Source organism: Xanthomonas codiaei (assembly GCF_002939785.1).
In the GTDB taxonomy this organism is placed as follows: Bacteria; Pseudomonadota; Gammaproteobacteria; order Xanthomonadales; family Xanthomonadaceae; genus Xanthomonas; species Xanthomonas codiaei.
This window is the reverse complement of record NZ_MDEC01000040.1, coordinates 16,993-36,323: the sequence shown is the minus strand read 5'-3', so window position 1 is coordinate 36,323 and position 19,331 is coordinate 16,993. Positions and strand designations below refer to the sequence as shown.

Here is a 19,331-nt window from a genome sequence, read left to right as displayed (position 1 = left end):
TCACCGAACGTCAGCTGCATGGATGAATCCTCTACATGAGGCGGTAGTGTCGCGCATCTGTGGTGAGTTGATCAGACCTTTCTTAGGCAACGGTGAGTCAAACCGAAGCGGAGCATTCAATGTGGAAATTTCTGCGAACCACACCGCTTTTTTCTGCGTTGCTTCACGCTGCCGGCGCGTCATCGTCCCAGCTTCCGGAACTGAACAGTTTCCAACCCAGCACCACGCCGGCCAGCGCGCCGGCCACTTCCAGGATCACGCGCGACCCCAATTCGTTGGGATCGTGGATCTTGGACAACGCCAGACGGGCGTACAGCGGCGACTCCAGGCGGACGATGCTGGTGTAGACGAGATGCCAGATGTCGTAGCCGGCACCCAGCGCCACTGCCAGCAGGCAGGCGATGCCCAAGGTGTGGCCGTGCGTGAACTGCAGGCGCCGACCGAGATATTCGACGCCGGCGAAGATCAGGATGCCGAGCACCAGTGCGATCAGGCCGGCCTCCAGCGAACCAAGCAGGCCAAAGTGCAGGGGCAGATTCATTGCGACGATCCAGGCAGCAGGCCTGCCAGTCTAGCGTCTAGGGGCGGCCGATCCTGGGGCGAGCCGAATCGGTGGCCAAGTGCGCGAATGAGCCGCAGGTTACCGAGCATCCGCACCGACCTGAGGATGTTGCAGCTGCACACGCGGATGGCAGAACCTCAGTCGTCCTGCCCGCGCGCCGTCACTTGCGCATCGCCCTCTTCATCCCATTGCACGGCAACCGAGATCGGCTTGCAGCAGACCTGGCAATCCTCGATGTATTGCTGGTCGCCGCCGCTCAGGTCCAGGGTCAGCGTGATCCACTCCCCGCAGTACGGGCAGGCGATATCCATAAAGCGTTCCGGGTCGGACATGACACTTCCTCAAGCGGCGGGCCAACGGTGGCGGGCAGCCGGTGGCTGGACATCACGGCCGCGCACCGATGCAGTGTACGGACGACCTGCCGAATGCGAGCCCCGGCGGCGTCGGTTCGGCGCCCACCTGCCCGGCGGGCTCAATCGACTGGGACATCGTACGCGGTCTCCGGCGTCGGTTCGGGCCGGTAAGTGAAATGCCACCACTCCATCGGATAGTTGGCAAACCCCTCCGCGGCCATGGCGCGCACCAGGTGTTGGCGATGCAGGCGCTGCGTGTCGCTGATTTCGGGTGACTGGGTATGCGCACGCGCATCGAAGTAGTCGAAGCCGGTGCCCATATCCACCGGCCGGCACGCACCACGGCGGCAATCGAGCAAGCCCAGGTCGAGTGTTGCCCCGCGGCTATGCCCGGAGGTTTCGGCGATGTAGTCGCCCAGCAGCGCACGCTTGTCCACGCGCGGGTAGTACTGCGCCTTGGTCGATTGATCCTGCAGGTCCGCTGCCCAGGCCACGAACGCCTGCACCGCCCGCACCGGCCGATAGCAGTCGAACACCTGCAGACGATAGCCATCGGCCTCGAGCGTGCGCGCCACCCGCGCCAGGGCCTGCGCGGCAGGACGCAGCAGGTAGCAGGTTGGCGCCAGATATCCCGGCACCGCGCGCCCGGTGAAGTTATTGGTGCCCGCATAGCGCATGTCCACCGCAATCTCCGGTGCAAGCTGCCGCACATCGACCAGCCCGGCTTGTGCGGTGGTGGTGGCCGGGGACGATTGAACATTTTCCGCCAGCACCCCGCAGGACAGCGCAGCGATCAACATGCCCGCGCACCAGGCGATCTCTCGCTTCAGCTTGCGCACGATCCTGGTTTGCATGGGTGTACCCATTGCCTGTCCTCCGCCCGAGCCGGGCCTGTCCACGTTGCACATCAGAGCACTGCTTCGCCAAGGCCAGCCCCCATGCTGCCTGGCCATTGCTGACTACAAACCAGCAGCATCGGTCCAATCCACGGCAGCATCTGCGGCCGGCAACGGACGCAGCGATGCGGGTGGCCTGGTCAACGCAAACAGAATGCGCAGATCTTCCGCATCCACGCTGGTGGCGCTAGTGCCGCGATAGTGATGATGAAAGGCCTGCAGCGTGGCCGCAGGATCGTCGATGCTGTAGCCCAGCAGCGCCAGTGCCTGCCAGGGGTCGAAGCCTGGCGGCGCGGGCGGCGCATCGGCGGCGGGCCAGCGGCCGAAGCCGGCATCGGCCAGCCGTTTCCACGGAAACAGCGGGCCGGGGTCGTTCTTGCGGGTCGGGGCGACATCTTCGTGACCGACGATCTGGGTACGCGGAATGCGCAGGCGCGTGCACAGGTCCTCCAGCAGGATCAGCAGGCTGTCGATCTGCGCGGGCGCGAACGGCTCGCTGCCGTCGTTGTCCAGTTCGATGCCGATCGAGGCCGAATTGATGTCGGTGATGGTGCCCCAGCGCCCGGCGCCGCCGTGCCAGGCGCGCTGCCCGTCGGCAACCAGCTGATAGCGCCGCCCGTCCTCACCGATCAGGTAGTGCGCACTCACCCGCCCGCCGGCGTTGCGCCCGCGCAGCGTGCTCAGGCTCTGCTGCACCGAGTGCTGATCGGTGAAGTGCAGCACGATCAGGATCGGTCGCCGCGCATCGTAGTTGGGCGAGGGAACCCACTGCGCCAGGGGATTGCGCTGCGGTGCGTGCGCGCAGGCACCGAGCGACAGCGCGAGCGCACACACCGCTGCACGCAACAAGGCCGATGACGACGGATGGGAGGTTGGCGACACCGGTCTCTCCTTCAATAGGTACCCAGGCCTGCACTGTCTTAAATTTCAACGGTACTGCCATGGCTGGGCCATTATCCGCCGAGTTGTCGACTGCGCGGTGGGTCGCACGATGCGCGGCGTTGAGGTGCACGACGCTCGTCACGTCCGCAGATCGCTTCACCGCCGGCACTGCCCAAGGCGCAGCGGCTGGGCCACCTGCCGCATGCTGTCGGCGGCATCCTGCGTACGCACTGCGCGTACACTGACGATCATCACCGCAACGGCGGCTGTCGTGGTCAGGACCGCATCGCGCAGGCAGCTGCCGTGTCTTCCGCCCGCGTCTGTGCGCAGCCGCCTTTCCATTCGCTAGAGCTTTCGATGCCATCGCCGCGCCGCCTGCTGACATTGCTGTGGATCACACTTGCCTTGCCTTGCGGTGCGGCGCCTTCGGCTGCCAGCGAGCCAGCTACCCAGGACGCGCCCTTCGCCGTCGACGATGCGCAGTTGACGCCGGAACACTGGATACGGCGCAGTGCGCAGGCGCAGTTGCCGCTGCTGGACGCGGCGCAGGTCGCGGCCTTCAACGCGCAGCTGCTGCGTGAGGATGCCTCGATGCAGGATCTGGCGCAGCTGCCCGCGGCCATGCCGGCAGATGCGGTGCGCACACGGATCCAGACGTTGTCTGCGGCGCCAACGCGTGTGCTGTACGACGCACAGGGGCGCCCCCTTGCGGCGAGCCGCCTGGCCGAGCTGCAGCACGCATTGGCGCTGGATGCACTTGCGCCGCAGGTCGCCCCGCGCTTCGCGCTGGTGGTCCGGCGCGCGGCATTACGCACGTTTCCCACCACGCAACGCGTGTTCACCGATCCGGACGATCACGATATCGACCGCTTCCAGGAATCGGCGCTCTACCCCGGCACGCCGGTGGCCGTGTTGCATACCAGCGCCGATGGCGCATGGCGGTTCGTGCTTGCATCCAACTATGCCGCCTGGATTGCGGCCGACCGCATTGCCGAGGGCAGCCGCAGCCAGGTGCTGGACTATGCACAAGCCGATGCGCGCCTGGTCGTCACTGGTGCCCGGGTGCAGACCGCGTACACGCCGGAGCTCCCTGCCGTCTCGGCGCTGCCGCTGGACATGGGCAGCAGCCTGCCGCTGCGCAACGACTGGGCGCCGCAGCAGCCGGTCAACGGACAGTTGCCGGTTGCGGCCCACGTGGTGCAGCTTCCGTTGCGCGGCGACGATGGCCGCCTGCAATTGGTGCCGGCGCTGGTGCCGCGTGGCGCCGATGTCCACCTTGGTGCGTTGCCGGCCACCCCTGCGGTACTGCTCCGGCAGGCCTTCAAGTTCCTGGGCGAGCGCTATGGCTGGGGCAACGATTACGACGCGCGCGATTGCAGCGGCTTCGTGCTGGATGTCTACCGCAGCCTGGGCATTGCGCTGCCGCGCAACACCGGCGACCAGGCGCGCAGCCCGGTGCTGCGCGCCGTTGCCTTCGACGCGCGCGCACCGCGTACGCAGCGTTTGCGGCAGCTGGCAGGGCTGCGCATCGGCGACCTGATCCATATCCCCGGTCACGTGATGCTGGTGATCGGGCAGGAGCACGGCAGCCCATGGGTGATCCACGATGTGGCCGGTGCCAGCTACCGCGGCAGCGATGGCCGCGTGCAGCGCGCCGCACTGAACGGCGTGTCGGTCACGCCATTGCTGCCCTTGCTGGCCACCGATGGCAGCCCCTTCATCGACCACATCACGCGCATCCAGCGCATCGCACCGATCGGTTCCCCATGAAGATCACCGGCTTCCGTCTGGGCATGCTGCGCGTGCCGCTGAACACCCCATTCAAGACTGCGCTACGCACCGTACAGGCGATCGAGGATGTGGTGGTGGTGCTGCAGACCGACGGCGGCCATCTCGGCTATGGCGCGGCGCCGGCCACCGCGCCGATCACCGGCGATACGCACGGCAGCATCATCGCCGCCATCACCCACTGCATCGGCCCGCGCCTGATCGGCCAGGAGGTGGCCGATCTCAATCGCCTCTGCGGGCTGGTCCAGCATGCGCTGGAGCGAAACACCAGCGCCAAGGCCGCCGTGGAGATCGCGCTGTACGACCTGTGGGCCCAGTCCTTCGGTGCGCCGCTCTACCGGGTGCTCGGCGGCGGTACGCCGCGTATCACCACCGACATCACCATCAGTGCCGACAGCATCGAGACCATGGTGGCGCATGCGCAGTCGGCACTGGCACGCGGCTATGCCGCCTTGAAGATCAAGGTCGGCAAGGACAGCGCCTCGGATGTGGAACGCGTCAAGGCGATCCATGCGGCCGTCGATGGGCGCGCCGCCCTGCGCCTGGACGCCAACCAGGGCTGGACACCGAAACAGGCGGTACGCAACATGCGCAGTCTGGAAGATGCCGGCATCGTGCTGGAGTTGCTCGAACAGCCGGTCAAGGCCGCCGATATCGACGGGCTGGCCTTTGTCACCGCGCATATCGATACCCCGGTGATGGCCGACGAAAGCGTGTTCTCCCCGTCCCAGGTGATCGACCTGCTCCAGCGCCGCGCTGCCGACATCGTCAACATCAAGTTGATGAAGACCGGTGGGCTGTCCAATGCGATCCGCATCGCCGACATCGCCGCGCTGTACGGCGTGCCATGCATGATCGGCTGCATGATCGAATCCAGCGTCAGCGTGGCCGCCGCCGTGCATCTGGCGGTGGCCAAGGCCGACAGCATCACCCTGGCCGATCTGGATGCGCCGGCGTTGGGGCAGTTCGATCCCACCGAGGGCGGCGTGCGGTTCGATGAAGCGCAGATCCACGTCGACGATGCGCCCGGCCTGGGCATCGGTCGCATCCGCGGGCTGGAGCTCTTGCCGCAGTAGCGGTAGCGATCACTCAACCGCGCGGTCAATCGGCAGCCGGCACCCGCGCTCGGCAGTTGGCATTCGAACATGGCGGTATTGGTCGCGATGGCGCGCTGCACGATGCTCAGGCCCGTGAGGTGTGGAGCACATCGGTGCTAGCTGGTGAGTGTCCGCCCGACATTCCGCTGCCTGGCGCACTGTGCCACCGCCTCACCCCGCGGTGCGCGCCGATGGAGGTCGACACACGCACCTGGAACCTCCTCGCGGCCCGCCTCGCTTCACAACGACTTGCGCAGGTGCAGCAGCAATGCGCCACAGGCGCGCATTGCTGGGTACAGTAGCCATCGGCGAGAGCTACACGCCGCCAACGACATCGCCAAAGCCGCGCGATCAACAGCAGCAAGGTGCCTGGCGTCCTCTCAGCTCAATCGTTGCCCCGGAGACTGCATGCATCTGGCCACCCTGTTGCGATCCACCCTGTTGACGATGCTGGCCCTGTGCAGCGGCGTCGCCGTCGCAGGTGCGCCAGTTCAGGAGCTGCAGCAGGCGCGCGCGCTCATCGTGGTGACCACCCCGGACTGGAACAGCACGCAGGCCCGGCTGCAGACCTTCACCCGGGTGGAAGGCCGCTGGCAGCCGGCTGCAGCGGAATTTGCGGTCGCACTCGGACGCCATGGCAGTGCCTGGGGCGACGGCCTGCACCCGGCGCAGCCGCAAGGCCCGCAAAAGCGCGAAGGCGACGGTCGTAGCCCGGCCGGAGTGTTCGCCATCGGCACGGCCTTTGGCTACGCCGCACGCATCGACAGCGCCATGCCGTACCAGGCGATGACCGCTACCCATTACTGCATGGATGTGCCTGCCTCGCCGCTGTACAACCGCATCGTCGATGCGGCGCAGGTCGGAGTAGCGGCCGTGGCCGGCTCCACCGAGCCGATGCGGCTGGACCTGCGCACCCAGGGCGACGGACGTTACCGCGAGGGGTTCGTCATCGCGCACAACCCCGGTGGCGTGGCCGGGCGCGGCAGCTGCATCTTCGCGCACCTGTGGCGCAGCCCGGGCCAGGTCACGGCCGGCTGCACCGCGATGGATCCTGCCGACATGCAACGCCTGCTCGCGTGGTTGAAGCCCGCCGACCATCCCTTGTTCGTGCTGTTGCCGCGCGCCGAGTACGCGCGCCTGCAATCGCAATGGCAGCTGCCGGCCCTGGACGAGGCCGCGCCATGAGCACGCCCGCCCCGGCGGCCGATGCCACCGGCCTGGTCCGCGCCGTCAGCCGCTGGCAGATCGTCGGGCTGTCGATCAACGATGTGATCGGCAGCGGCATCTATCTGTTGCCCGCCGCCACTGCCGCCCTGCTCGGTCCGATGAGCCTGTGGGCGGTGATGCTGGCCGGCCTGGCCGTGGCCCTGCTGGTGGTGTGCTACGCGCAGGCGGCCAGCTATTTCGACACGCCCGGCGGCAGCTATCTCTACACGCGCGAAGCGTTCGGACCGTTCGTTGGATTCCAGATCGGCTGGATGATCTGGCTCACCCGCATCAGCTCGGCCGCGGCGCTGAGCAACGGTCTGGCCGATGCGGTTGCACGCTTCTGGCCAACGGCATCCACCGACGCCTGGGCACGCCTGCTGGTGGTGGTCGGCTCGCTGGGCGTCCTCACCGCCATCAACGTGATCGGCGTGAAGTCGGCCGCGCGCACCGGCATCGCCCTGGTGATCGGCAAGCTGGTGCCGTTGCTGCTGTTCGTGGCGATCGGCCTGTTCTACGTGGATTGGTCGTGGGCCTTTGCCGGCACGTCGCCGGACCTGCGCGACCTGGGCAACCTCGGGGAGGCGGCCTTGCTGCTGCTGTTCGCCTACGCGGGCTTCGAAAACATTCCCGCCGCCGCCGGCGAGTACCGCAACCCGCGTCGCGATGTGCCATTTGCGCTGATCACCATGATCGTCACCGTGACCCTGATCTATGCCGCGGTGCAGGTGGTGGCGCAGGGCACGCTACCCAACCTGGCGGCATCGCCCACGCCCCTGGCCGATGCCGCCAGCGGCTTCGGTGGCGAAGCGCTGGCGCTGATCCTCACCGTGGGTGCCACCATCTCCATCCTGGGCACCACCAGCAACACGGTGATGCTGGGGCCGCGCTTCCTGTTCGCACTGGCCAGAGACGGCTATGGCCCGGCGTTCCTGGCACGCGTGCATCCGCGCTTCCACACCCCCGCTGCGGCCGTATTGACCCAGGGCGTGTTGTCGCTGGCGCTGGCGTTGTCGGGCTCGTTCACCCAGCTGGCATTGCTGTCGATGGTCACGCGCCTGTTCGCCTATATCGGCACTGCCGCGGCGGTGATCGTGCTGGCGCGCCGCTACCGGCAACGCACCGACACCTTGCGCTTGCCCGGCGGCCCGGTGATCCCGGTTGCCGCCGTGCTGTTGTCGCTGGGCCTGCTCGCCAGCGCCAGCTGGCAGAACCTGGCAGCTGCCGGTGTGGCGCTGCTGGTGGGCTGCGTGTTCTATCTGTTCCCGCGAAAGCCAGCCTGAAAGTTTCGCAGTGCGCTCGCGTCACGCTCACGCACGCCTAACCGCGAACGCCCAACGCTGCGTGCATCACCTGCACGGGAGCTTGCGATGAAACTGCGCCGCGTCTACAGCACACCAAACCTCGAAAGTGCACAACGCGTATTGCAGTGCGCGCGCAGCGCCAGCATCGACAACGAGGCGTTGTCGCTGATCGCACGCTCGGATATCGAACTGCACGATGTGCCAGACGAACGCAAGGAGGCCAAGACCGATTTCGTGCCTGCCGCGGCGCGCGGGGCGGCGACCGGTGGAGCCGCCGGCCTGGTGGCAGGTCTGGTTGCCGTGGCAGTGCCGCCGATCGGCCTGACCCTGGCCGGCGTCGGCGTGATGGCACTGGCCGGTGCGTTGGTCGGCAGCTGGTCCTCGGCACTGGTCGGCGCCACCGTTCCCGATCCGGTGCGTCGCCAGTTCGAAGACGAAATCGAAGCCGGTCGTGTACTGGTGGTCATCGATGCCGACGAACAGGCCCTGCAATCAGCCGAACCGGCGCTGCTGGCTGCCGGCGCCAAACCACTGCCCTACGAGGCCGCGTCCTCGTCAGTGTAACTCGTCGGCGGTGCGACGCGTCACGATTCGTGCGCGGGCGCACACCGACGTTGATCACATCCTCACCTGGCGTGCCATGCCGTTAACACCTGGACACCTAAGTTGATTCGTACACTCGAACGACGGAGACGCGCATGAACGTGCCGTACCAGATTCCGGGCCGCGCACCGGAGGAAGACCGCAGCCAGAACGTATCGACTTACTGGCGCGAGCGCTTCACCGAAGAACCGTACTACACCGAAGGCGATCGCTACGAGGATTACGAAGGCGCCTACCTGGCCGGCCACGAGGCGCGCATTCGCGACAACGCACGCGCCTACGACCAGGTGGAGGCCGAGTTGCATCGCGATTGGGAAGCCAAGCGCGGCACATCGTCGTTGAGTTGGAGCAAGGCGCGCCATGCGGTCAAGCGCGCCTGGGAAAACGCAGCCGATTTCGTCGGTGGCGACCACCCGCCCAAGCGCTGATACAACAACGCCACCGTCGAGGTGGCGTTGTTGTCGGTGCAGCGCGCCCGGATGTTCAGTCCAGCGCAGGCGGCACTGCACGGGTCGCTTGCGAGTTCGCCGAGACTTCCATTGCATCGCGCGTATTCTTCTGCACTGCCACCGCACCGAACAGGCTTAGCGCGTAAGCCATCGCATAGAAGCCTTTTTCGCTCAGCAGCAAGGTGGCGTTGAACAGACCGATGGTCAGCAGGACCAGCGCAATGATCAGCGAAAACCAGCAGATGGCGTAATACAAGCCAGTGACCGGGATGCCGTCGACGCGATCACGCACGCTCTTCTGCAAGGACACCGATGCGAACAGGCCAAACAACAGCAAGGTGAAGTAGTAGCCCTTTTCGTTGAGCAGCATCTGCGCGTTCCACAGCCCGATCAGGTATGCGGCGCTGCCCAGCAGCAAGGCGACCCAGGATGCGGCGACGAAGGCAGACGAGGTTTTTTGCATGGCCATGGAAACTCCTTTTCATGGTGATATTTGATGTGTGAACGACGATGTGAGACGCGTCCGCCCTGCCGAGAGTGATCTGCGACAAGGGTGGCCCCGGCCGCGTCGTGTAAGGTACTTGAAAACCCAACGCGGAACACGTTGCGGGAGGGCTGCAGCGTGGCCGTGCCCATCCCCTGGAGGACCCCATGTCTGTCCGACGTCTGCTTGCCTTGGCCTGCTCGGCCACTCTGTTCGCCACCGGTGCCGCTCTGGCCGAACCGGCAGCCGCCCCCGCTGCATCAATTCCCAAGGCGCAATGGCCATTCCAGGCCACCACTGTCGCCGACTTCGATCAACCCTGGGCAATGAGCTTCCTGCCCGACGGCACCTTGCTGGTCAGCGAAAAACGCGGCGCACTGATGCGTCTGGACACCAAGACCATGCGCAAACGCGCCATCACCGGCGTGCCCACTGTCGCCTATGGCGGGCAGGGTGGCTTTGGCGATGTGGTGCCTCATCCCAAGTTCCGCGAGAACGGCTTGGTGTACATCAGTTACGCAGAGCCCGGCCAGAACAACACGCGCGGCGGCGCCGTTGCCCGTGCCAAGCTCACCCTCGATGCCAACGGCGGCGGCGCGTTGACCGGCCTGCAGGTCATCTGGCGGCAGGTTCCCTATGTGAGCGGCAATGGTCACTTCGGCCACCGGATCGCGTTCGGCAAAGACGGCAAACTGTGGATTACCTCCAGCGAACGCCAGCGATTCGATCCCGCCCAGGACATGAAGTCCAACCTCGGCAAGCTGATCCGATTGAACGATGACGGCAGCGTCCCGGCAGACAACCCGTTCGCCGCGCAAGGCGGCGTGGCTGCGCAGGTCTGGTCGCTGGGCCATCGCAACCTTCTCGGCATCGCCTTCGATGCCAAGGGCCAGTTGTGGGAACACGAGATGGGGCCGGCCGGCGGCGATGAACTCAATCTGATCCAGCGCGGCGCCAATTACGGCTACCCGATCGTGTCCAACGGCGATCACTACGATGGCCGGCCGATTCCCGACCACAATACGCGGCCGGAATTCGCTGCTCCCAAGATCAGCTGGACGCCGGTGATTTCGCCGGCTGGCTTTGTGATCTACAACGGCAAGCAATTCCCGGCATGGCGCGGCAGTGGCTTCATCGGCGGGCTGTCGTCGATGGCGCTGGTGCAGGTCTCGCTCGGCGATCAGCCGCGCGAAGTGGCCCGCTACGACATGGGTGCGCGCATTCGCGAGGTGGAACAAGGCCCCGATGGTGCGCTGTGGTTGCTCGAAGACGAAGCCAGCGGCAGCACCGGGCGCCTGCTCAAGCTGACACCCAAGAGCAAGGCCGCAGTCGAAAACGACGCGTAAGCATGCGTGAGTGAGCAAGTGCGGCCTTGCTGCGAGCCCTGCGCTCGCACAAGGCCGCATCCAGGCGTCAAGCAACGCTGCTCAGGCGTTAAGCAGCTCGAATGACACCGCCTCGCCACTCTTGGCCGATGCGCAGACCCACACATCGAACAGACCCGGCTCGGCGCCGAAGACGCCCTGGGGATTGGTGAAGGCCAGCGCGTCGCGGGTGAGGGTGAACACCACCTCCGTGCTCTCACCGGGCTGCAGCAACACCTTGCGGAACCCCTTGAGTTCGCGCACCGGTCGCACCCGGCTGGCCACCCGATCGTGCACGTACAACTGCGCGACCTCTTCGCCGGCAACCCGGCCAGTATTGGTCACGCGCGTGGTGATGCGCAGGGTGTCGTCCCAGCCCAGCTGCGCGGTGCTCAACTGCGGCTGCGCATACGCGAACGTGGTGTAGCTCAGCCCATGGCCGAACGGATACAGCGGCTCGTTGGGCATCTCGCGCCAGCGCGCCTTGTACTCGGACAGGGTCGGCAGTTCGGGACGACCGGTGCGCAGATGATTGTAGAAATACGGCTGCTGCCCGGTGACCTGCGGGAAGCTGATCGGCAGGCGTGCAGATGGGTTGTAGTCGCCGAACAGCACATCGGCCACGCCGGTACCGGTCTGGGTGCCCAGATACCAGGTCACCGCAATCGCCTGCGCATCGCGTACCGCACCGCTCAACGCCAGCGCGCGCCCGTTGCGCAACAGCACCACCACCGGCGTGCCGGTGGCGGCAACGGCTTCGGCCAGCGCCTGTTGCGCCGGCGGCAGGGTGATCTCGGTACGCGACTGCGCTTCGCCACTGAAGCGCTGCGGCTCGCCCAGCGCCAGCACCACCACATCGGCGGCCTGTGCGGCGTCGATGGCCGCGGAAATCCCACCCGGCAATGCCTCTTCCAGGCCGCAGCCCGGCACAACGCTCAGATAGTCGGTACCGACCACGGCGCGCACGCCCTGCTCCAGGGTCACGTAGCGCGCCTTGTCGCCGAATAGCGTCCAGCAGCCTTCGATGTTGTCGCGGTCCTGCACGAACGGCCCGATCAAGGCGATGCGCTGCCCGCTCTTCTTCAACGGCAGCACCGCCTCGTCGTTCTTCAGCAACACGATCGAGCGCCGCGCCGCATCGCGCGACAGCGCGTCGTGCGCCGGCAGATGGGCGGTATCGGCTTCGCGCGCCGGGTCCAGCGAACGGTACGGGTTGTCGAACAGGCCGATCGCCTCCTTCAGCTGCAGGATCCGCCGCACGCTGGCATCCAGCGCGGCCATCGGCACCTCGCCGCTTTCCACCAACGACGGCAGATGCGCGGCATAGAAGCCGCTCTGCATGCTCAGGTCCAGCCCGGCCAGGAACGCCTTCTTGGTCGCGTCGCGCTCGTCGGCGGCATAGCCGTGTGCGATCAGCTCCATGTCGGCGGTGTAGTCGGAGATCACCACGCCCGGGAACTGCCATTGCCCACGCAGGATTTCGGTGAGCAACTCGTGGTTGGCGCTGGCCGGCACGCCGTTGATGTCGTTGAACGAGGACATCACCGTCAGCGCACCGGCATCGAATGCCGCCTTGAAGGGCGGCAGATGCACATCGCGCAGTGTCTGCGGTGCAATGTCCACGGTGTTGTATTCCATGCCCGCAGCGACCGCGCCATAGGCGGCGAAGTGCTTGGGGGTGGCCAGCAGGCAGTCGTCGGCGGTCAGGTCGCTGCCCTGGAAGCCGCGCACGCGCGCGGCGGCGAACGCCATGCCCAGCACCACGTCTTCGCCGGCGCCTTCGGCGCCACGGCCCCAACGCTGGTCGCGGGCGATGTCCACCGCCGGCGCGTAGGTCCAATGCAGGCCGGCGGCGGTGGCCTCGATCGCGGTGGCGCGCGCGGTGCGCTCGGCCAGCTCCGGCTCGAAGCTGGCCGCCTCGCCCAGCGGGATCGGGAACACCGTGCGCATGCCGTGGATCACGTCGGCGGCCAGGATCACCGGGATGCCCAGGCGGCTCTCTTCCACCGCGACCTTCTGGATCTGCACGCCCAGCGCAGCGCCCACGCCGTTGAACAGCGAGCCGACCCGGCCCTCGCGCACCTGCTGCAACACCTCGTCGGCATTGCGGACGTTGGCTTCGGGATTCACGTCCGGCGCGAACGGCCGCACCATGTCGGCGAACACACCCAACTGTCCGACCTTCTCTTCGACGGTCATCCGGGCAATCAGGGTTTCGATGCGATCAGCTGCCATGAGATCCTTGAGAAAACGTTTACATGGCCGGCAATTCTAGCCTGCTGCGCCCGCCGGGGTGCAAGTCTTGAAAGCCGGGATTCGGGATTCGGGAGTTGTAGAGGCCGGTTGCAGGTAGCGCGCGCGCCAGAGCGGCGCTCGGCGCCCGCGACTCCGGATCCCCGCATGCAGCCAATTGACAGGGCGGTTGGCGACAATCAGGCCGCCCGCTCCCGTTCGATGATGACGCCAACTGCCTGCGCACCGCGCACCGCACCAGGCTTGCTCAGTTTCAGCCGCAGCCACTGCACCCCGAATTCGTCCAGCACGATTGCCGCGCAACGCTCGGCCAGGGTCTCGACCAGCCCGAAGTCCGAGCCCTGCACGAAGTCGATCAGCCGCTTGCTCACCGCCTTGTAGTTCAGGGTATCGGCAATGTCGTCGCTGGCCGCCGGAATGCGGTTGTCGAAGCCCATTTCCAGATCGAACCGCAGCGTCTGGCGAATCCGCCGCTCCCAGTCGTAGATGCCGATCAGCGCATCGATTTCCAGGCCTTCAATAAACACTTTATCCATGGGGAGCCGAGATTTGGGATTTGGGATTCGGGGTTGGTCAGAGCGTAACGTCACTGAGGAACCGGCTTCTACCAATCCCCAATCCCCACTCCCGAATCCCGCGTCGCCGCCAACGGCGGCAGGCTCGCCATATCCCAGCGCGGCGTCACATGCACCGAAGCGTCCACGTGCTCGCCGGCTTGCAGCCGCAGTGCGCCGGCGAAGGCGATCATCGCGCCGTTGTCGGTACACAGCGCCGGACGCGGGAAGCAGACCCGGCCACTGCGGCGCCGCGCGGCCTCCTGCAGCTGCGCGCGCAGGCGCTTGTTGGCACCCACCCCGCCGGCCACTACCAGCGTGTTGCAGCCGGCCGCGTCCAGCGCGCGCAGGCACTTGATCGCCAGCGTCTCCACCACCGCATCCTCAAACCCGCGCGCGATGTCCGCGCGCGTGGTGTCGGACTGGTCGCTGCCGCGCCAGGCCAGCAGCACCTGGGTCTTGAGCCCGCTGAAGCTGAAATCCAGGCCGGGCCGGTCGGTCATCGGCCGGGCGAACGTGTAACGGCCCGGCGTGCCGGTCTCGGCCAGCGCCGCCAGCTGCGGGCCGCCCGGATACGGCAGGCCCATCATCTTGGCGGTCTTGTCGAAGGCTTCGCCGGCCGCATCGTCCAGGGTTTCGCCCAGCACTTCGTAGCTGCCCAGCGCCTTGACCGACACCAGCTGGGTATGTCCGCCGGACACCAGCAGCGCCACGAACGGCGGCTGCGGCGGGTCGTCTTCCATCAGCGGCGCCAGCAGATGTCCTTCCATGTGGTGCACGCCAATCGCCGGCACATCCAGCGCCCACGCCAGCGAGCGCGCCACCCCGGCGCCGACCAGCAGCGCGCCCACCAGGCCGGGACCGGCGGTGTAGGCCACCCCGTCCAGCTCGTCGATGCGCAGGCCGGCCTCGGCCAGGGTCTGGCGGATCAGCGGCAGCAGCTTGCGCACGTGGTCGCGGCTGGCCAGCTCCGGCACCACGCCGCCGTATTCGGCATGCAGCGCGATCTGGCTGTACACCGCATGGGCGCGCAGCGCAGGCACGCCGGTCAGGGCGGTGTCGTAGACCGCCACACCGGTCTCATCGCATGATGATTCGATCCCAAGGACTTTCACGGCAGTTCGGCTGGTAAACGTGTGCGGGCATTTTCGCAGCTTTTGCGCTGCGCAGATCGGCCCGCCTGCAGCGGCAGCGCTGGCGTACCCGCCGCCTGGAAATGCGCGCCGGCGCACGCTCTGCCGGGCCGCTCCCGGCAACTTTCGCCAGGGACTTGCAGGCCGCCTGCAAGTCGTTATAATGCGCGGCTCGCCGGGGCAACCCGGAAATTCCGTCACGCGAGTCCGCTCGCACCCGCCCGGGGCTCCCGGACGGAAATCCCATTATCTGGAGAACCCATGCCCAGCGTTAAAGTCCGCGAGAACGAGCCCTTCGAATTTGCGCTCCGCCGTTTCAAGCGCACCTGCGAAAAGGCCGGCGTGCTGGCCGAGACCCGCAAGCGCGAGTTCTATGAAAAGCCGACCCAGGAGCGTAAGCGCAAGGCTGCCGCTGCCGTGAAGCGTCAGCTGCGTCGTTCCTCGCGCGACGTCACCAAGCGCCAGCGCTTGTACTGATCGAACGCGGTTCCTTGCCGCCGGGTCTGCGCTGTAGGCGCGACCCGACCGGATCGAACCCAAGAGCCGGCACGCGCGAGCGTCGCCGGCTTTTTGTATTGGTTCGCGGCCATCCCGGCAATGCGATCCACGCGATACCACACCGTTGCCGGATCCGGTGTCGCCTCACATCCCTGCCGCCACCTTCGCCTGCCGAGGCGCGTGGCACCCGTCACCTGCAACCCAGGAGTTACCCCATGCCCCTCAAGCAGCAGCTTACCGATGACATGAAGGCCGCGATGAAGTCCGGCGACAAGCACAGCCTGGGCGTGATCCGGCTGATCAACGCCGCGATCAAGCAGAAGGAAGTGGACGAGCGCATCGAGATGGACGATGCCGCCGTCATCGCCGTGCTCGACAAGATGGTCAAGCAGCGCAAGGACTCGGTCACCCAGTACGAAACGGCCGCGCGCGAGGACCTGGCGCAGATCGAGCGCGAGGAAATCGTGGTGATCGAGCGTTACCTTCCGGCCAAGATGGGCGAAGCCGAGATCGTGGCGGCCATCCAGGCCGCCATTGCGCAGACCGGCGCCAGCGGCCCCGCCGACATCGGCAAACTGATGGGCGCGCTCAAGCCCAAGCTGGCCGGCCAGGCCGACATGGGCCTGGTCTCGACCCTGGTCAAGCAGCACCTGGCAGGTTGATCGATGCCCTGGCGCAGGACCCTGCGCCGGGGCCGTGACACGACGACGGACGATGCACCGTCGTCGCTGCACAGCCGCCGTGGTGCTGACCAGGCGGCCGTCGGTTGAAGGTTGACCTGCAGGAATGTCGCATCGGTACGCGCCGACTGCTCGACCTGCCGGAACCGCCACGCACTGCGCGTCTGCGCCACCATGCACGAAGGTGGGACACAGCAGCCGTATCGCACTTGCACTCGCGCGCTGCCCATGGCGGCGCCACGCTGCCCGCCGCATGCGTGCTTTCACCCGTCCTTCGATGCGGCCCTGCTAGAACAGCGGCGTCAGCGCAGCCGTGGGCAAGGTCTTCCCGCATACCGACCTCGCTCTGTCCCACCTGCGCGCACAACGGTATGCGCCAAGGATTCCCCGCCGGTGACGACGCTTTCAACCGCCTATCTGCACAAGCATGTGAGCCGTCTGCAGCGCAGCGTACCGATGGCCCTGCTGAACCGCTTTATCGAAATCGACGTCATGACGCAGGCCGCGTCGTTGTCCTTCTACGCCTTGCTGTCGCTGGCACCGTTGCTGGTGTTGTTGCTGTGGCTGACCGCCTCGCTGTATCCGCCCGCACAGGACGCGCTGGTGCAGCAGATCGCGCAGCTGGCCGGCGATAGCGCTGCCGAAGTTGCCCAGACCATCATCCGCAATGCAACCGATCAGCCCGGGGTCGGCTCGCTGGCCGGCCTGTGGAGCACGCTGCTGCTGTTCATCGGCGCCACGGCGGTGTTTGCGCAGTTGCAGAACGCGCTGAACCTGATTTTCCGCACCGACAAGCAGCGCCTGGACGGGCTGATGGCGTGGCTGAAAAAACGCGTCTTCTCCTTCGGCGTGATCCTGGCCCTGGGCTTTTTGCTGATCGTGTCGATGATCGCCACCACGGCATTGCAGGTGGTGTTTGCGCGCCTGCCATCGGTGCTGCCGGCGGTGGGCTACGTCACCACATTGGCCCTGTATTCGCTGGCGTTCGCCTTTCTGTACCGCTACCTGCCCGATCGCACCGTCGACTGGCGGCAGGCGTTTCTGGGCGGGGTCATTACCGCGTTGCTGTTTGCGCTGGGGCGCTACGCCATCGGCGTGTACATCGCCACGGCAGCACCCGGCAGCGCCTACGGGTCGATGGGCACCTTGGTGATTCTGCTGGTGTGGATGTATTACGCCTCGGTGGTGTTCTTCGTCGGCGCATTGATCACCGCGGTGATCGACGAGCGGGTGCGCTCGCACCGCAAGTTGCGCGAAGCCGGGGTGGATCCGGAACATCCGCCGGTCATCGTGCCGCCAACCGATGCGGTGGCGGCGCCTGTGGCATCGGAGCCGCCACCGCGTAGTTGAGCTGGGCGTGCCTGCACGGTGCTGCAGCCGCGCAGGCCGGCGCCCCCTGAAACAAGGCGGCCGCCAGCGGCTGGGATATCCTAGCGGGATGGCCCGCATCCCCGACGCATTCATCGACGAACTGCTTGCACGCACCGACATCGTCGAGGTCGTGGGCGGCCGCGTGCCGCTCAAGCGCCAGGGCAAGGAGTATTCGGCGCGTTGCCCGTTCCACGACGAACGTTCGGCCTCGTTCACGGTCTCGCCGACCAAGCAGTTCTACCACTGCTTCGGCTGCGGTGCGCATGGCACCGCGATCAGTTTCCTGATGAATTACGACCGCCTGGAATTTCTCGATGCGGTCGACGAACTGGCCAAGCGCGCCGGCATGGAGATCCCGCGCGAGACCCAGCAACGCACTCCGCAGCAGCAGGACGACAGCCGCGAGCTGTATTCGGCGCTGGAGGCGGCGGCCAAGTTCTTCCAGCGCCAGCTCGAAGGCAACCCACGCGCCACCGAGTACCTGGACGGGCGTGGCGTGGATGCGGAGAACCGTGCGCGATTCCAGATCGGTTATGCGCCCGATGGCTACAGCGCGTTGAAGGACACCCTGGGCACCGATGCGCGCCGCATGAGCGTGCTCGAACGTGCCGGGCTGTTTTCCAAGAACGACCGCGGCCATGTGTACGACAAGTTCCGCGACCGGGTGATGTTCCCGATCTTCGACCGCCGCGGCCGTGTGATCGCCTTCGGCGGCCGCATCCTGGGCGCGCCGGCCGATGGCCGCGACCCGGGACCGAAGTACCTCAATTCGCCGGAGACCGCGCTGTTCCACAAGGGCCGCGAGCTGTACGGCCTGTGGCAGGTGCGCCAGGCCAATCAGAAGATCGAGCGGCTGATCGTGGTGGAAGGCTACATGGACGTGGTCTCGCTGTTCCAGTTCGGCGTCACCCAGGCCGTGGCCACGCTGGGCACGGCCACCACGCCCGAACATGCCGAGCTGCTGTTCCGCAACGCGCCGGACGTCTATTTCTGTTTCGACGGCGACAACGCCGGGCGCAAGGCCGGCTGGCGCGCGCTCGAATCGGTGCTGCCGCGCATGAAGGACGGCCGCCAGGCGTTCTTCCTGTTCCTGCCCGACGGCGAAGACCCCGACACCATCGTGCGCAAGGAAGGCGCGCAGGCTTTCGATGCCCGCCTGAAACAGGCCACGCCGCTGTCGCAGTTCTTCTTCGACGAGATGTCGCGACAGATCAACCTGCACACGCTGGACGGCAAGGCACGCCTGGCCGAACGCGCCAAGCCGATGTTGGCGCAGATTCCCGAAGGCGCGTTCGGCGATCTGATGCGGCAGGAACTGGCGCGCATGACCGGCGTAGGCGCCTCGCCCAGTTCGCCCGGCCAGAGCGCCACGCCGCAGGCACGCGTGCCCGCGCGCGTGGGTGCGCCGGTGCAGCGGCGCAGCCTGGTGCGCGCCTCCATCGCGATCCTGCTGCAGCAGCCCTCGCTGGCGATGAGCCTGGAGGGCCAACACAATTTCGCTGGCCTGCGCCTGCCTGGGATTGAGTTGTTGATGGAACTGCTGGCGCTGGTGCGGCAACGCCCCGAAATCAGTACCGGCGCGCTGTTGGAGCATTTTGCCGAACGCGAGGAACAAGCCGCCCTGCAGAAGCTGGCCGCGCAGGTGCTGCCAGGCGACGAGCAGAGCTGGGCGATCGAGTTGCACGACGCCATGGCCCAGCTCGACCGGCAACTGCTGCAGCAACGCCTGGAAGAATTGCAGGCCAAGCAACGTGCGCAAGGCCTGGACGACACGGATAAATACGAATTGCGCGAACTGCTCCGCCTGCGTCCCGGAGCGCGCTGATCAGCCAGCGTCCCGCGATCACGTTACCG

Annotated in this window: 19 protein-coding genes; 11 read left to right on the top strand and 8 right to left on the bottom strand. The window is 66.6% G+C overall.

The window, feature by feature from the left end; genetic code table 11:
• Window positions 1–163: 163 nt before the first annotated feature.
• From XcodCFBP4690_RS20305 to XcodCFBP4690_RS20290, 4 genes are all read right to left on the bottom strand, one after another.
• Window positions 164–541 carry a hypothetical protein gene (locus XcodCFBP4690_RS20305; RefSeq protein WP_104543904.1) on the bottom strand — a complete coding sequence of 126 codons (378 nt, stop codon included), beginning with the start codon at window positions 539–541 and terminating at the stop codon, window positions 164–166.
• Between the two features lie 158 nt (window positions 542–699).
• Window positions 700–894, bottom strand: a complete 195-nt coding sequence (locus XcodCFBP4690_RS20300) for a CPXCG motif-containing cysteine-rich protein (RefSeq protein WP_104543902.1) — start codon at window positions 892–894, stop codon at window positions 700–702.
• Between the two features lie 140 nt (window positions 895–1,034).
• Complete coding sequence (locus tag XcodCFBP4690_RS20295; protein ID WP_104543910.1) at window positions 1,035–1,715, bottom strand: M15 family metallopeptidase; 681 nt, start codon at window positions 1,713–1,715, stop codon at window positions 1,035–1,037.
• A 159-nt stretch (window positions 1,716–1,874) separates the two neighbouring features.
• Window positions 1,875–2,693 (bottom strand): N-acetylmuramoyl-L-alanine amidase, encoded by an 819-nt coding sequence (locus tag XcodCFBP4690_RS20290; protein WP_104543900.1) that lies wholly within the window; start codon window positions 2,691–2,693, stop codon window positions 1,875–1,877.
• A 357-nt stretch (window positions 2,694–3,050) separates the two neighbouring features.
• On the opposite strand from XcodCFBP4690_RS20290, the gene XcodCFBP4690_RS20280 reads away from it, so the two are divergent.
• The 6 genes from XcodCFBP4690_RS20280 to XcodCFBP4690_RS20255 all read left to right on the top strand — a co-directional run bounded on the left by XcodCFBP4690_RS20280 (window position 3,051) and on the right by XcodCFBP4690_RS20255 (window position 9,119).
• Window positions 3,051–4,463, top strand: coding sequence for a C40 family peptidase (locus XcodCFBP4690_RS20280; protein WP_104543896.1), 1,413 nt, complete (start codon window positions 3,051–3,053; stop codon window positions 4,461–4,463).
• Complete coding sequence (locus XcodCFBP4690_RS20275) at window positions 4,460–5,557, top strand: dipeptide epimerase (RefSeq protein ID WP_104543894.1); 1,098 nt, start codon at window positions 4,460–4,462, stop codon at window positions 5,555–5,557. The genes XcodCFBP4690_RS20280 and XcodCFBP4690_RS20275 overlap by 4 nt, the downstream gene beginning before the upstream one ends.
• A gap of 429 nt (window positions 5,558–5,986) precedes the next feature.
• The gene (locus XcodCFBP4690_RS20270; protein ID WP_104543892.1) at window positions 5,987–6,763 is read left to right on the top strand and encodes a L,D-transpeptidase family protein; all 777 of its coding nucleotides are present in this window, start codon (window positions 5,987–5,989) and stop codon (window positions 6,761–6,763) included.
• The gene (locus tag XcodCFBP4690_RS20265; RefSeq protein ID WP_104543890.1) at window positions 6,760–8,067 is read left to right on the top strand and encodes an APC family permease; all 1,308 of its coding nucleotides are present in this window, start codon (window positions 6,760–6,762) and stop codon (window positions 8,065–8,067) included. Before XcodCFBP4690_RS20270 ends, XcodCFBP4690_RS20265 begins: the two co-directional genes overlap by 4 nt.
• 87 nt (window positions 8,068–8,154) lie before the next feature.
• Window positions 8,155–8,652, top strand: coding sequence for a hypothetical protein (locus XcodCFBP4690_RS20260; RefSeq protein ID WP_104543888.1), 498 nt, complete (start codon window positions 8,155–8,157; stop codon window positions 8,650–8,652).
• A 134-nt stretch (window positions 8,653–8,786) separates the two neighbouring features.
• The gene (locus tag XcodCFBP4690_RS20255) at window positions 8,787–9,119 is read left to right on the top strand and encodes a hypothetical protein (RefSeq protein ID WP_104543886.1); all 333 of its coding nucleotides are present in this window, start codon (window positions 8,787–8,789) and stop codon (window positions 9,117–9,119) included.
• A 55-nt stretch (window positions 9,120–9,174) separates the two neighbouring features.
• Here XcodCFBP4690_RS20255 and yiaA read toward each other — a convergent pair whose 3' ends face one another.
• Entirely contained in the window at window positions 9,175–9,609 is a 435-nt protein-coding gene (gene yiaA / locus XcodCFBP4690_RS20250; protein WP_104543884.1) for an inner membrane protein YiaA, read from the bottom strand.
• 182 nt (window positions 9,610–9,791) lie between these two features.
• On the opposite strand from yiaA, the gene XcodCFBP4690_RS20245 reads away from it, so the two are divergent.
• Complete coding sequence (locus XcodCFBP4690_RS20245) at window positions 9,792–10,970, top strand: PQQ-dependent sugar dehydrogenase (protein WP_104543882.1); 1,179 nt, start codon at window positions 9,792–9,794, stop codon at window positions 10,968–10,970.
• Between the two features lie 81 nt (window positions 10,971–11,051).
• Here the strand turns inward: XcodCFBP4690_RS20245 and XcodCFBP4690_RS20240 are convergent, their stop codons facing one another.
• The 3 genes from XcodCFBP4690_RS20240 to tsaD all read right to left on the bottom strand — a co-directional run bounded on the left by XcodCFBP4690_RS20240 (window position 11,052) and on the right by tsaD (window position 14,910).
• A complete protein-coding gene (locus tag XcodCFBP4690_RS20240) occupies window positions 11,052–13,223 on the bottom strand; it encodes a glycoside hydrolase family 3 N-terminal domain-containing protein (RefSeq protein WP_104543880.1) in 2,172 nt (723 codons plus the stop codon).
• Window positions 13,224–13,420: 197 nt separating this feature from the next.
• Window positions 13,421–13,777, bottom strand: a complete 357-nt coding sequence (folB, locus tag XcodCFBP4690_RS20235) for a dihydroneopterin aldolase (protein WP_064508191.1) — start codon at window positions 13,775–13,777, stop codon at window positions 13,421–13,423.
• A gap of 68 nt (window positions 13,778–13,845) precedes the next feature.
• Window positions 13,846–14,910, bottom strand: coding sequence for a tRNA (adenosine(37)-N6)-threonylcarbamoyltransferase complex transferase subunit TsaD (tsaD, locus tag XcodCFBP4690_RS20230; protein WP_104543878.1), 1,065 nt, complete (start codon window positions 14,908–14,910; stop codon window positions 13,846–13,848).
• A 279-nt stretch (window positions 14,911–15,189) separates the two neighbouring features.
• Between tsaD and rpsU the strand changes: the two genes are divergently transcribed.
• The 4 genes from rpsU (at window position 15,190) to dnaG (ending at window position 19,302) form a co-directional block, all read left to right on the top strand.
• Entirely contained in the window at window positions 15,190–15,405 is a 216-nt protein-coding gene (rpsU, locus tag XcodCFBP4690_RS20225) for a 30S ribosomal protein S21 (protein WP_002808376.1), read from the top strand.
• A 236-nt stretch (window positions 15,406–15,641) separates the two neighbouring features.
• Window positions 15,642–16,088 (top strand): GatB/YqeY domain-containing protein, encoded by a 447-nt coding sequence (locus tag XcodCFBP4690_RS20220; RefSeq protein ID WP_104543876.1) that lies wholly within the window; start codon window positions 15,642–15,644, stop codon window positions 16,086–16,088.
• Window positions 16,089–16,499: 411 nt separating this feature from the next.
• The gene (locus tag XcodCFBP4690_RS20215; protein ID WP_104543874.1) at window positions 16,500–17,456 is read left to right on the top strand and encodes a YihY/virulence factor BrkB family protein; all 957 of its coding nucleotides are present in this window, start codon (window positions 16,500–16,502) and stop codon (window positions 17,454–17,456) included.
• A gap of 88 nt (window positions 17,457–17,544) precedes the next feature.
• Window positions 17,545–19,302, top strand: a complete 1,758-nt coding sequence (gene dnaG, locus XcodCFBP4690_RS20210; RefSeq protein ID WP_104543872.1) for a DNA primase — start codon at window positions 17,545–17,547, stop codon at window positions 19,300–19,302.
• The last annotated feature ends 29 nt before the right edge of the window (window positions 19,303–19,331 follow it).